The organism is Promicromonospora aerolata (assembly GCF_042682255.1).
In the GTDB taxonomy this organism is placed as follows: Bacteria; Actinomycetota; Actinomycetes; order Actinomycetales; family Cellulomonadaceae; genus Promicromonospora; species Promicromonospora aerolata.
Genome location: NZ_JBHUHF010000001.1, coordinates 1,239,015 through 1,251,450, shown reverse-complemented (window position 1 = coordinate 1,251,450; position 12,436 = coordinate 1,239,015). Strand labels below are relative to the sequence as shown.

The 12,436-nt window shown below is 72.6% G+C and carries 12 protein-coding genes; 7 read left to right on the top strand and 5 right to left on the bottom strand.

Annotated elements, in window-relative coordinates; all coding sequences use genetic code 11:
- Positions 1-10 precede the first annotated feature (10 nt).
- On the top strand, positions 11-853 hold the full coding sequence (locus tag ACFSL2_RS05685) for a TrmH family RNA methyltransferase (protein ID WP_377196916.1): 843 nt from the start codon (positions 11-13) through the stop codon (positions 851-853).
- Between the two features lie 175 nt (positions 854-1,028).
- Entirely contained in the window at positions 1,029-2,630 is a 1,602-nt protein-coding gene (locus ACFSL2_RS05680; RefSeq protein WP_377196915.1) for an alpha/beta hydrolase, read from the top strand.
- Between the two features lie 82 nt (positions 2,631-2,712).
- Here the strand turns inward: ACFSL2_RS05680 and ACFSL2_RS05675 are convergent, their stop codons facing one another.
- Positions 2,713-3,534, bottom strand: coding sequence for an MHYT domain-containing protein (locus ACFSL2_RS05675; protein WP_377196914.1), 822 nt, complete (start codon positions 3,532-3,534; stop codon positions 2,713-2,715).
- A 308-nt stretch (positions 3,535-3,842) separates the two neighbouring features.
- Between ACFSL2_RS05675 and ACFSL2_RS05670 the strand changes: the two genes are divergently transcribed.
- Complete coding sequence (locus ACFSL2_RS05670) at positions 3,843-4,820, top strand: siderophore-interacting protein (RefSeq protein WP_377196913.1); 978 nt, start codon at positions 3,843-3,845, stop codon at positions 4,818-4,820.
- 33 nt (positions 4,821-4,853) lie between these two features.
- Here the strand turns inward: ACFSL2_RS05670 and ACFSL2_RS05665 are convergent, their stop codons facing one another.
- From ACFSL2_RS05665 to ACFSL2_RS05650, 4 genes are all read right to left on the bottom strand, one after another.
- Positions 4,854-5,432 carry a YbaK/EbsC family protein gene (locus ACFSL2_RS05665; protein WP_377196912.1) on the bottom strand — a complete coding sequence of 193 codons (579 nt, stop codon included), beginning with the start codon at positions 5,430-5,432 and terminating at the stop codon, positions 4,854-4,856.
- The gene (locus ACFSL2_RS05660) at positions 5,429-5,965 is read right to left on the bottom strand and encodes a YbhB/YbcL family Raf kinase inhibitor-like protein (RefSeq protein WP_377196911.1); all 537 of its coding nucleotides are present in this window, start codon (positions 5,963-5,965) and stop codon (positions 5,429-5,431) included. The genes ACFSL2_RS05665 and ACFSL2_RS05660 overlap by 4 nt, the downstream gene beginning before the upstream one ends.
- Before the next feature lie 672 nt (positions 5,966-6,637).
- The gene (locus ACFSL2_RS05655; protein WP_377196910.1) at positions 6,638-7,261 is read right to left on the bottom strand and encodes a QsdR family transcriptional regulator; all 624 of its coding nucleotides are present in this window, start codon (positions 7,259-7,261) and stop codon (positions 6,638-6,640) included.
- A 255-nt stretch (positions 7,262-7,516) separates the two neighbouring features.
- Positions 7,517-7,936: an acyl-CoA thioesterase gene (locus ACFSL2_RS05650; protein WP_377196909.1), complete on the bottom strand. Its 420-nt coding sequence runs from the start codon at positions 7,934-7,936 to the stop codon at positions 7,517-7,519.
- A gap of 299 nt (positions 7,937-8,235) precedes the next feature.
- Here ACFSL2_RS05650 and fabG point away from each other — a divergent pair, with 299 nt between their 5' ends.
- From fabG to ACFSL2_RS05630, 4 genes are all read left to right on the top strand, one after another.
- The gene (fabG, locus tag ACFSL2_RS05645; protein WP_377196908.1) at positions 8,236-8,985 is read left to right on the top strand and encodes a 3-oxoacyl-ACP reductase FabG; all 750 of its coding nucleotides are present in this window, start codon (positions 8,236-8,238) and stop codon (positions 8,983-8,985) included.
- Positions 8,982-9,458 carry a MaoC family dehydratase gene (locus tag ACFSL2_RS05640; RefSeq protein ID WP_377196907.1) on the top strand — a complete coding sequence of 159 codons (477 nt, stop codon included), beginning with the start codon at positions 8,982-8,984 and terminating at the stop codon, positions 9,456-9,458. The genes fabG and ACFSL2_RS05640 overlap by 4 nt, the downstream gene beginning before the upstream one ends.
- Before the next feature lie 285 nt (positions 9,459-9,743).
- Positions 9,744-10,709: a hypothetical protein gene (locus ACFSL2_RS05635; RefSeq protein WP_377196906.1), complete on the top strand. Its 966-nt coding sequence runs from the start codon at positions 9,744-9,746 to the stop codon at positions 10,707-10,709.
- Positions 10,706-12,436, top strand: coding sequence for a Y-family DNA polymerase (locus ACFSL2_RS05630; protein WP_377196905.1), 1,731 nt, complete (start codon positions 10,706-10,708; stop codon positions 12,434-12,436). The genes ACFSL2_RS05635 and ACFSL2_RS05630 overlap by 4 nt, the downstream gene beginning before the upstream one ends.

Here is a 12,436-nt window from a genome sequence, read left to right as displayed (position 1 = left end):
GAATGCTCGGGTGACCACCCTCGACGTCGTCCGCGTGGACGACCCCACCGACGAGCGCCTCGCCGACTACAACAGCCTCACCGACGTCGTGCTCCGCTCCAAGCACGAGCCGGCCAAGGGCCTCTACATCGCCGAGAGCTCGACCGTGATCCGGCGGGCGCTGGCGGCCGGGCACCGGCCGCGGTCGTTCCTCATGGCGCCGAAGTGGCTGGACTCGATGAGCGACCTGATCGCGGCGACCGGCGCGCCGGTCTACGTCGCCGAGGAGCCGCTGCTCAAGGAGATCACGGGCTTCCATCTGCACCGGGGTGCTCTGGCGGCGATGCACCGGCCGCCGATGCCCGACGTGCACGAGCTGCTCGCGAGCGCGCGTGGGGGAGCGGGGGCGCGCCGTGTCGTGATCCTCGAGGACATCGTCGACCACACGAACGTGGGTGCCGGCATGCGTGCGTGCGCCGCCCTCGGTGTCGACGTCGTGCTGTTCACCCCGAGCTGCGCGGACCCGCTGTACCGGCGTGCCGTCAGGGTCTCCATGGGCACCGTGTTCCAGGTCCCCTGGACGCGGATCGATCCCTGGCCCAGCGGCATCCAGGCCTTGCACGAGCACGGCTTCCAGGTGGCGGCGCTCGCCCTCGAGGACGACTCGATCCGCCTCGACGACCTCGTGGCCGACCCGCCCGAGAAGCTCGCACTGGTGCTCGGCACGGAGGGGGACGGCCTGAAGCCCCGCACGATCGCCGAGTGCGACATGACCGTCCGCATCCCGATGACGGGGGGCGTCGACTCCCTGAACGTCGCGTCGGCGGTGGCGGTCGCCGCGTGGGCCACGCGGGTGCCGGCCGGTGATGACTGAGCCGCCTGGGGACGGGTCACCCGGGGCAGCGGGGTCGGTCGGTCGAGGGCGGCTGTCCCCCGTGCGGACTACGGAGAAGTGTCCGCACCACGGGGACCCGCGGCGCGACGGTCTTCCATAGGTTCTGTGGCAGCGGCGTGAGTGCGCCGCGGCACGCCGAGAGCTGGAGGACACGATGTCGAGGACGATGCACCGGTCAGCGGGAGCCGGTATCCCCCGGAGGATCACCCGGGTGCTGATCGCGGCGGCGCTCACCGTGGCCACGCTGGCGGCCTGTGTCGCCGCCCCGGACGTGGACACGCCGAGCGGGGCCGCACCACCGGCCGCCACCGAGGTGGCCGCCACACCGCCCATCACCTGGGGCGAGTGCCCGGCGTTGCCCGAGGGTGCCGATCGCGACCCCCGCCTCACCTGCGCAACGGTGCAGGTTCCGCTCGACTACCGGAATCCCGGTGGCGAGCAGATCGAGGTGGCCGTCTCGAAGCTGCCGGCCGCGAGCTCCAGCGACCGTCGCGGTGTGCTGCTGCTGAACCCGGGCGGCCCGGCGTTGCCCGGCCTGGAGACACCGGGTGCCGTGGCGCAGACCCTGCCGCCGTCGGTGCTGGCGGCCTACGACCTGATCGGCTTCGACCCCCGCGGGGTCGCGCACAGCACCCCGCAGAGCTGCGGTCTCGACGACCCGTCCCTCGCCGGCCTCTTCCCGTACCCGGCCGCGGACGGCTCGATCACCGCGAACGTCGACCACGCCCGCGCCGACGCCGAGCGGTGTGCGACGAACGCCGGCACGAAGCTCAAGTACTTCACCACCGCCAACACGGCCCGCGACATGGACCGCATCCGCGCGGCGCTCGGTGAGCAGAAGATCTCCTACTGGGGCCAGTCCTACGGCACCTACCTCGGCACCGTCTACCTGTCGCTGTTCCCGGAGCGCGCCGACCGGGTGGTCCTCGAGGGCAACGTCGATCCCACGAAGGTCTGGGCCGACGCGAAGGACAACTGGGGCAAGGCCATGTCGGAGCGCTTCCCCGACGCGGCACGGGTCGCCGCAGCGCAGCACGCCACCCTCGGGCTGGGCGGCACCGTCGACGAGGTGACCCAGGAGTACCTCGCACTCGCCGACCACCTCGACCGCACCCCCGCTCCCGTCCCCGGTACGCCGCACGCCCTGACGGGTTCGCTGCTGCGCACCGTCACCTACAGCCTCCTGCTGGAGAACGAGAACCTCCCTGTGCTCGCGCAGTTCTGGAAGGCCGCCGTCGGGCTGGTGGACGGCACGCTGACCGAGGCGGACGGCCAGGTGCTGCAGCAGGTGTTCGCCGCGCCGCCGCCGACCCCGGGCGTGCCGGCCGACAACCAGGCCACCATGTTCCTGGCACTGACCTGTGGTGACGCACCATGGCCCGACGACGTCGGCGAGTACGCCCGCCGCACCGCCAAGGACCGCGCGGCCTGGCCGCTCACCGCGGGGATGCCCGCCAACATCTGGGCGTGCGCGTTCTGGCCGGAGCCGGTCGAAGAGCCCGTCCGCGTGACCGGCAAGGGGCCGCGCAACACGCTGATTCTGCAGAACCGCAGGGACAACGCCACACCGTGGGAGGACGGCCTCGGGCTGTACAAGGTTCTCGGCAAGCGAGCGGCCTTCGTGGGTGCGGAGAACGGCGGCCACTACGTCTACGGCCAGGGCTCGACGTGCGTGGACGAGGCGACGGTGGCGTTCCTGACCACCGGCCGGCTGCCGGATAAGAAGGTCGTCTGCACGGACGTCGCCTCGAAGTGACCGGGCTGGCCGGCAACGGGTCGGGCGGACGGGTCACCCGGGTGACCTGTCCGCCCGACCCCGTCCGCCCGACCCCGGCCCGTCAGAGCAGCTGGGACCGGCGCCGGGGCTCGGCGGCCTCGCGCTCGATCTCCTCCTGGCGTCCCTGCCAGCCCCGGAACTTCTCCTGCGCCTCGAGCTCCGCCGCGCTGGGCGCCAGGCCGACCACCAGGAGCAGCAGGATCGTGCTGATGGTGACGCCGATGATCAGCGGCCCGAGCAGGGCGGCGACGGACACGCCCGCGTCCGGGATGATCACGGTGCCGGTGACGACCTCGGCGCGCATGGCGGCCATGCCCGTGTAGTGCATGCCGGAGACGGCGACGCCCATGATGAGCACGGCGCCGGCGCCACCGGCGAAGTTGTGCACCTTCGGGGAGAGCCAGAGGCCCGCGGTCGCCGCGACGATCCCGACCACCACCGAGAGGACCACGGTGGGCAGGTCGTAGGTGATCTCGACGCCCACGTGCACGGCGCGCATGCCGAGGTAGTGCATGGCCGAGATGCCCAGGCCGGTCACGATGCCGCCGCCGAGGAGCGCGAAGGCACCGACGCCGGCGGCGCGGACGATGAAGAGGCCGAGCCCCACGACGGCGATGGCGAGCAGGCCGCTGGCGATCGTCAGCGGGACGTCGAAGCGGGTCTCGGTGCCCCGCACGTGGAACCCGAGCATGGCGACGAAGTGCATGACCCAGATGCCCGTGCCGCCGATCGAGACGGCGCCGAGGGCGAGCCAGCCGGTGCTCGCGATCCCGTGCGAGACGCGCGCCCGGGCGGTGCAGGTCAGGCCGACGGCGCACCCGGCGCACGAGAGCAGGAACGAGATGATGGGCGTGACCCAGCCCAGCGCGAAGTGGTCAATCATGGTGGAGGCTCTCCAGCGAGTACGAGGTAGGCGTGCGGCCAGCCGCGGACGGCGAACGGCGACGGCGGGGGCGGCAAGGTCGTTGCCTAGGCCGATCCCTACCAAGTTAAGGGGGTGAAGGTACAACTTGCACCCTTTGTACAGGGTTAATTTTGCCCTGGATGGGGTGATCTATTCGGAACCTGGAGATCCTGTTTCCCGCGGATTATGTGACTGTGGTAGTGAGGGCAAGACGGGAGCGCGAGCCGTGCGACCACTGCGCGGAAGGGGTGGCACAGGGGGCACAAAGTTAGGTTAGGCTCACCGTCGTGACCACCAAGACCGAGGGGCTCGAAGCCAAGCCCTCGCGCATGTTCGACGTCGAGGTAGCGCGCGTGACGCGCCTGTGCCCGTCCTTCGTCCGCTTCACGTTCCGCGGACCGGACCTGGACAAGTTCGCGGACAACGGCCGCGACCAGCGCATCAAGCTGCTCCTCCCGGCACCCCGTGGCGGCTGGGACGGCCTGCGCCGGGACGACCCCAACTGGTATGCCGCGTGGCGCTCGCTCCCGGACGAGCAGCGCAACCCCATGCGCACCTACACGGTCCGCACGGTGCGTCAGGACCTGCGCGAGGTCGACGTCGACGTCGTCATGCACGGTGACACCGGGCCGGCGTCGCGCTGGGCCCTGAACGCCGCCGCGGGTGACCCGCTGGTCATCATGGGACCCAACGCCGAGTACGACGGCATCCACGGCGGCGTCGAGTTCGCCCCGCCGTCGTCGAGCCACGCGCTGCTGCTGGCCGGTGACGAGACGGCGGTGCCCGCCATCGCCGCGATCTGCGAGTCGCTGCCCGCCGACGCGGTGGGCGAGGTCTTCCTTGAGGTGCCGCACCCGGAGGACGGCTGGCAGCTCGGCGCGCCGGACGGCGTCCGCGTGCACTGGCTGGCACGCGACGGGCGCGAGCACGGCGAGGTGCTGGTCCCCGCCGTCCAGGATGCCGCCGACCGGCTGCTCGCGATGGGTGTGCGGCCGTCGTCGGACAGCGCGCCCGCACTCACCGCGGCCGGCGTGGACCTGTCGGGCGAGGCGGACGACGTCGACATCGACACCGGGATCCTCTGGGAGGTGCCGGTCGACGAGGCGGGGCGCCCCCTGGCGCAGGAGACCGTGCTGTACGCGTGGCTGGCCGGCGAGGCCGGTGTCATCAAGACGCTGCGCCGTTATCTCGTGAACGAGTGCCAGGTGGACCGCAAGTCCGTGGCGTTCATGGGCTACTGGCGCAAGGGCCGCGCCGAGAACTGAGCACGGCCCTGGTCCTGGTGGTGCGCGGGTGGGTCAGCGCGTGATGCCCAGGTCCTCGACCACCTCGACACCCGGCATGGCGCACAGCACCGGACCCGGCATGAGCAGCTTGGACCGGCGTACCCCGGAACCCATGAGCGCCATCGTGCCCTCCTCGGCGAACCGGGCGTCGACCAGGACGCGGTAGCCGTCCGGCAGCCCGACGGGCGTGATGCCGCCGTACTCCATGCCCGACTCCTCGACGGCGCGGTCCATCGGCAGGAACGACGCCTTGCGCACGTCGAGCAGCTTGCGCACCCGCTTGTTGACGTCGGCGAACGTGCTGGCCGGCACGACGCACGCCGCGACGCGCTCGTCCTCGCCCCGCTTGCCGGCCACGAGCACGCAGTTGGCGGACGCCTCCGGCGGCAGGTCGTGCAGCTCGTTGAGCGTGGCCGTCTCGGCATGTTCCGGGTCGATCTCGGTGACGGCGACCTGGCTCGTGACCCGCGGATCCGTGCCGGCCCAAGCGGTCAGGGCCGCGAGCACCGGGTCCGCGAGAAGCTCGGGATGCTCCACCGCCGGCGCCCACGCGAGGTCGCCCAGCGTGGGCAGGGTGGCGTGCTCGTTCATCGGCTGTACGTCGCCGTGAGGGTGGCGCGCCCCAGCAGGTGGAAGTACACGTTGAACGCCACCTGTGCGTTCGTGTTGTCCGGGCCGAGCCCCAGCTCCCCGGGCTCCACGTCCAGGGCGTGCACGGCGAAGATGTACCGGTGCGGGTGGTCGCCGGGCGGCGGACCGGCACCCTCGAAGCCCGGCGTGTGACCGTCGCTGTAGGTGTGGAACGCCCCGGCGGGCAGGCCCGATCCGTCGGGTGCGCCCGCACCCGTGTCGAGCGAGGTCACGTCGGCCGGCAGGTCCACGACGGTCCAGTGCTGGTAGCCCATCGGCGTCGGCGCGTCGGGGTCGTAGCAGGTCACGACGAACGACTTGGTCCCCTCGGGAAAGCCGCTCCACTCGAGCGCCGGCGAGATGTTCTGATCGTGCGCGGCGTGCGCGTCCGGCATGCGCTCGCCGTCGGTGAGGTTGCTGCTGGTCACCGTGAAGGCCGCGGGAGCGGGCAGCAGCGTGTACGGGTCAGGCGGATACGGGCGAGTGAAGTCCATGACCCCACTCTGCCGAATCGACGATGCGGGTGCCAGCGCCCCGGCTGGGTGGGTCGGGGTTGAGTTGGGTGGATCCGGGCGGGCGGATCAGCCGGAAGATCGGGGTCGAGTGGCTCCGCTGTGGTTCCGCTGTGGTTCCGCTGTGGCGGGCCGACGTGGTGGCCGTGCTCGGCACGCGGTCAAGGCGCGCTGTGCCGTGCCGAACCGCAAGGTGCTGGTGTTGGGGTCGCTCCTCGAGCGCCGAGCCGCAAGATACGTGTCACCTCCGACGCCGAGCCGCAGGCTACGTGTGGTCGGTGGGGCCGAGCCGCAGGTTGCGTGTGGCTGGTGGGGCCGAGCCGCAGGTTGCGTGTGGCTGGTGGGGCCGAGCCGCAGGATGAGAGTCAATCCGGGCACTCATTGACGCGTGGCGTGCGGTTCGGCGTCGGGGGTGACACGCATGGTGCGGTTCGACCTGGAGGGTGGCGTGCATCGTGCGGTTGAGCGCGGGACGTGACACGTATCTTGCGGTTCGACGCGCGGCTGTGGGCGGAGCTTGCGGTTCGGCGGCTTGCCGAGTGCCGAGTCCGGTCCCTTGTGCCGAAGCGATGCCTAGTTCGGTCCCTTGCCTCGAAGCAGCGCCGAGGCGCTGCCCGTAGCGCTCGAGCAGTGCCGGAGCGTCGCTTCGGTACCTCAGTCCACCCGGAGCAGGTGGCGGAACGCCGTTCGTGCTCGCTCCGGGCTCGGCTCGTCTCCGGTGATGAGGTCCGCGTAGGTGAGCGACTCCGACACCCGTACCAGCAGGTAGGCAAGTTCTTCGGGGGTGATGGTGCCGTCGAACGGCTTCTCGCCCAGGTCGCGGACCACCAGCCACTCGACGGTGGCGACGAAGCGCTGCTGGATGGGGCTGTCGGCGGTGGTGAGCAGGCGCAGGGAGCGGGCCGGCTCGCGGCGCAGGAACGCACGGAAGTAGTCGGCGACGATGAGGTCGCGCGCGAACGTGGTCAGCAGGGCGGCGAGTCGTTCGGCGCCGGTTAGGTGCTCCGTGGCGCGTTCGGCCTGCACGAGGGTGGGGACGGCGAGCGACCACAGCACCTCGCTGAGCAGGGCGTCCCGGTTGCCGACCCAGCGGAACACCGACGTCCGGTCGACGCCGAGCTGTGTGGCCAGGGGGCCCATGTCGATGCGGTAGCCCTCGATGAACGTGTCGCGCGCGATGTCGAGCACCCGCTGCGCCTCAGGCCGTGTGCCCAGCCGAGCAGAGAGGCGGCTGGGCGCGGCCTCCAGGCCGACGGTCGCGATCGACGTCGTTGTCATGGCGGCTATCCAACTCCTACCACCCGCCCGTTGCAACAATATGCAGAACGATGCATGCTGGCGCATCTGCGGAAGCGTGCACTCTACCCGGCGCGGGTCCCGCGTGCTACGGCCCGCGGGATCGGCCCGGGCTCGCGCGTGGCGATGATCGTGCCGCCGGTCCTACGCGGCAACCCAGTGATTTGGTCCGAAGACACGTGGTTTTCGGACCAAATCACTGGGTTGCGGGAGATGCACGGCGCTGGACCAGGCCGCTCATGCCGCCGGGTGGCCCAGGTGCTCCTCGACCGCCTTCCGGACCTGGTCCGGGACCGGCACCGGGCGGCGGGCGGCCTGGTCCACGAACACGTGGGTGAAGCTGCCCGTGGCGTACGGCTCGGTGCGGTCGGGTGCACCCGCGCGCAGGATCGCCAGGTCCCAGGTGAGCGACGTCCGCCCGAGGCGCCCGACGGCGACGTCCACCTCGATCTCGTCCGGGAACGACACCGGGGCGAGGAACTCGCACGAGGAGGCCCGGGCGAGCCCGATCACGTCGCCGGCCGGATCCATGCCCGTGTGCCGCATGAGCCACAGGTTCACGGCCGTGTCCATGGCCTCGTAGTAGACGGTGTTGTTCATGTGCCCGTACTGGTCGTTGTCGTTCCAGCGCAGCGGGAAGGGGTGCCGGTAACCCATCGAGAGGTCTCTCCTTCGAGATCGGGGTCGCTGAATCGCAGCGTAGCCCGGCGACAAGAGAACGATGCAACATGTGCGCGATTGATGCATGCTGGACATCGACTGGTCGGTCGGTGCTGACCACCGGTCCGACCAGCCAGATCAACGACGGCCGGAGGGTCGATGGCGCTCGCACTCGAGCTGCCCTGGAGTTCATGGAGCGCGAGGTGGGCCAGTACGGTCTGGAGACGATGTAGGTGAGGTTCTGACCTGGCTCATCCTGCACATTGCGAATTCGCAAGAACGAGAGGAAACCCCTGATGACTCGTACTGCCATCGTCACCGGAGCGGCCCGCGGCATCGGCGCCGCCACCGCCCGCCGGCTCGCGCAGGACGGCTACGCCGTAGCCGTCCTCGACCTCCTGGAGGACCAGGCCAAGGCCACGGCGGAGGCCATCGTGGCCGACGGCGGCCGCGCGCTCGCCGTGGGCGCCGACGTCGCCGACGAGGACTCGGTCGCCGCTGCCGTCGAACGGGTCGTGGCCGAGCTGGGCGCGCCCACCGTGCTGGTGAACAACGCGGGCATCCTGCGCGACAACCTGCTGTTCAAGATGCCCGTCAGCGACTGGGACGCCGTGCTGAGCGTGCACCTGCGCGGCGCGTTCCTCATGACCCGGGCCGTGCAGGCACACATGGTGGAGGCGAAGTTCGGCCGCATCGTGAACCTCTCCTCGACCTCCGCCCTGGGCAACCGCGGCCAGGTGAACTACTCGGCCGCCAAGGCGGGCATGCAGGGCTTCACCAAGACCCTGGCGATCGAGCTCGGCAAGTTCGGCGTCACCGCCAACGCCGTCGCCCCCGGGGTGATCGAGACCGACATGATCCGGGAGACCGCCGAGCGCATCGGCATGCCACTGGCCGACTACCTCGGCGTGGCCGCCCAGGACGTCCCCGTCGGCCGCGTGGGCCAGCCCGAGGACATCGCCAACGCCGTGTCGTTCTTCTGCGCGGAACGGTCCGGGTTCGTGTCGGGCCAGGTGCTGTACGTGGCGGGCGGGCCGAAGGCGTGAGCGCCGGCGCCGGCGAGGTCATCCGCGTCGACTCGCCGGCTGCGCTCGCGGACGCCGTGGGTCGGACGGCCACCGGCGAGTGGTTCGAGGTCACGCAGGAGCGGATCGCCGCGTTCGCCGACGCCACCGAGGACCACCAGTGGATCCACCTCGACGCCGAGCGGGCCGCCGCCGGGCCGTTCGGCTCCACGGTCGCGCACGGGTACCTCACTCTGTCGCTCCTGCCACGGCTGGCGTCCTCGCTCGTCGCGGTCGGCGGCGCCGCGATGGTGATGAACTACGGCCTGGACCGGCTGCGGTTCCTCGCCCCGGTGCCGGCCGGCTCGCGGGTGCGGGCCGTCACCGAGATCCTCTCCGCCGAGCCCACGTCGAACGGCGTGCGGCTCGCCTCGAAGGTCACCGTGGAGATCGAGGGCGCCGAGAAGCCGGCGCTGGTGGCGCACACGCTGTCGCTGTACGTCCCGGAAGGCTGAGCTGCTGAGCTCGGGACACTGACGTACGAGAGCCCGTTCGAGAACGACCTGAGGCACCGGTCCGGCCCGGATCCGGTGCCTCAGGTCGTTCTCGAACGAGCCGTGGGCTCGGCCCGCCGCTGTCGGTCGGTGAGGTGGACCAGCCGCCGGGGCGCTGCAGTGTTGTGAGGTCGGTGGTTTGACAGGCGCGCCTCGTGAGAGGTGTACTGGTGTTCTATCGAACAGGCGTTCGATGAGGTGCTCGACCATCCGGTCACCACCGGCAGACACCATCGCTGGAGGGCCATGACCGTCGTAACAGTCTCTTCGAAGACCGGCCCCGGCGCTGACGTCGACACCGCCACCACCGCGGACACTCGGCACGCCCGGGCGCTCGCGGCACTGCGGTCCGCCGAGGTGCGCACAGGGGTGCGCAAGCAAGTCGTGTCCGCGAGGACCGTCCAGGCGGTCCAGGCGGTCCAGGCCGACGAGCTCGGCGAACAAGCCGTTCGGGAGCTGTCGACCGTGCGCCCGCACGAGCAGCCGGCGGCCCGACCCGCTCCGTCGTCGGGCGGCCGGGTGGGTTCGCCCGGCCCGGACGAGGGCGCGCGCGTCCTGCCCGTGGACCCGCGTCTCGCCTCCCTCCTGCCCGACGGCGGTCTGCGCACCGGCACCACCGTGGTGGTCCAGGGCTCGACGTCGCTCCTGCTCACCCTGCTCGCCGAGGCGTCCCGCGACGGGGCCTGGACCGTGCTGGTCGGCTACCCGGCCGCCGGGATGGCCGCAGCGGCCGACGCCGGGTGCGACCTCGCGCGCACCCTGGTGGTGCCGCTGCCGGCAGGGTCGGGCGTGGACGCCCCCGCCGTGCTCGCCGCGCTCATCGACGGCATGGACGTGGTGGTGGTCGGGCCGGAGGTCGCGCTGCTGGATCAGGACCGCCGTCGGCTGACGGCGCGCGCCCGTGAACGAGGAACCGTCCTGGTCTCGGCGCTCCCCGTCTCTTCGGGCGAGGGTTCGGGCAGGGAGTGGAGCGGGGCGCACGTGGTGCTCGAGGCGACCGCCGGGGACTGGGCGGGCATCGACCACGGGGCGGGCTGGCTACGTCGGCGGACCCTGCGGGTGCGGCGCACCGGGCGGGGGAGCGCGGCACGCCCTCTGCACCTGGACGTCGAGGTGCCGGTGCTCTCGGGCGGTCAGGGCTCCGGGACCGGTGGGACGAGGTCGCCGGGCGAGCGCTCGGAGAGCCGTCCGCGGCTGGAGCTCGTCGGATGACCGACCGCTCCGGCCCCACGACGACGGGAGCGGCCACCCGCACCGCCTGCCTCTGGGTGCCCGACTGGCCGGTCGTCGCGGCCCTCGTCGTCGCCGGCCTGGGTCCCGAGGCCCCGGCGGCCGTCACGGGCGGGCCGGGCGGTCGGATCGTGGCGGTGTCCGCGCCCGCCCGCAGCTCCGGGGTGCGCCGCGGCATGCGCCGCCGCGAGGCCCAGGGCCGCTGCCCCGACCTGCAGCTCTGGCCCGCCGACGACGCCCGGGACGCCCGCGAGTTCGAACCCGTCGCCGTGGCCGCGGAGACCGTGGTCTCCGGGCTGGAGATCGCCCGCCCCGGCCTGCTCCTGCTGCCGTCGGGCGGTGCGGCGCGCTACCACGGCTCCGAGCAGGACCTGGCGCGCGAGCTGACCGAGCAGGTCGCCGTCCGTACCGGCCACGAGTGCCAGGTCGGGGTGGCCGACGGTTTCCTGGCCGCGGTGCTGGCGGCGCGCGAGGACGCCGTCGTGCCGCCGGGCGCCGCACGGGACTACCTCGCCGCCCGTCCCGCGGCCGTGCTCGTGCACGCCCGCCCGGGGGACCGCGCCCTGACCGAGCTGGTCGACCTGTGGCGCCGCCTCGGCGTGCGCACGCTGGCCGATCTGGCCGCCCTGCCCGACGCCGCCGTCGCCGCCCGCTTCGGCGATCTCGGCGTCTGGGCGCAGCGCCTCGCCCGCGGGCAGGACGTGCGGCCACCGGCCCGCCGGCGGCTGGCGGAGGACCTGACCGTCGCCGAGGAGCTGGACCCGCCGGCGCACCGGGTCGACGTCGCGACCTTCGCCGCCCGCCGCCTGGCCGAACGGCTCCACGAGGACCTGAGCCGCCACGGCCTGGCCTGCGGGCGGCTGCGGATCACCGCGCGCGCCGTCGACCTGGTCACCGGCGAGGCCCGCACCCTGGAACGGCTGTGGCGCACCGACGACACGCTCGGCGGGCTGTCGGCCGCCCGGATCACCGACCGGGTGCGCTGGCAGCTCGAGGGCTGGCTCACGGCGTCGTCCCTGGGGAAGGGCACCGCGCCCGCACCGATCGCCGGCCTGACCTTGGCCGCCGAGGAGGTGGCACCCGCCGGCGCCCTGCAGCCGCGCCTGTGGGGGCCCGGCGCGGGCGAGGACCTGCGTGCGCGTCGCGCCGTCGAGCGCGTACAGGCCCTGCTCGGGGGCGATGCCGTGCTCACCGTGCGGCTCCAGGGCGGCCGCGACCCCCGCGACCGCGTCCAGCTCGTCCCCTTCGGCGAGCAGGTCCCGCCCGAGCGCGCCCCCGACCGGCCCTGGCCCGGCGCCCTGCCGCCCCCGGCGCCGTCGGTGGTGCTGCCGGAGCCCGTCCCCGCGCACGTGCTCGACGACACCGGGCGCCCCGTCGTCGTCGACGTCCGGCTGGGTGTCAGCGGCGGCCCGGCGCGCGTCGTCGTGCCGGGTGACAGCGTAGGTGGCGGCGTCGCGGCCGGTGGTGGTGCAGGTGGTGCGCGGGGTGGCGTGGCGGACGGCGGCGCGGCAGGCGGTACATGGAGCGGCCTCGACGCCGTGGTCGTCAACTGGGCCGGGCCGTGGCCGGTCGCGGAACGGTGGTGGTTGCCGTCCGGCAGGCGGCGCGTCTTCGTGCAGGTGGTGACCGACGGTGCGGGGGCGCAGGGGCTCGGCCTGCTGTTGTCGTCGTCGGCGGGGGAATGGTCGCTGGAGGCGCTCTATGACTAA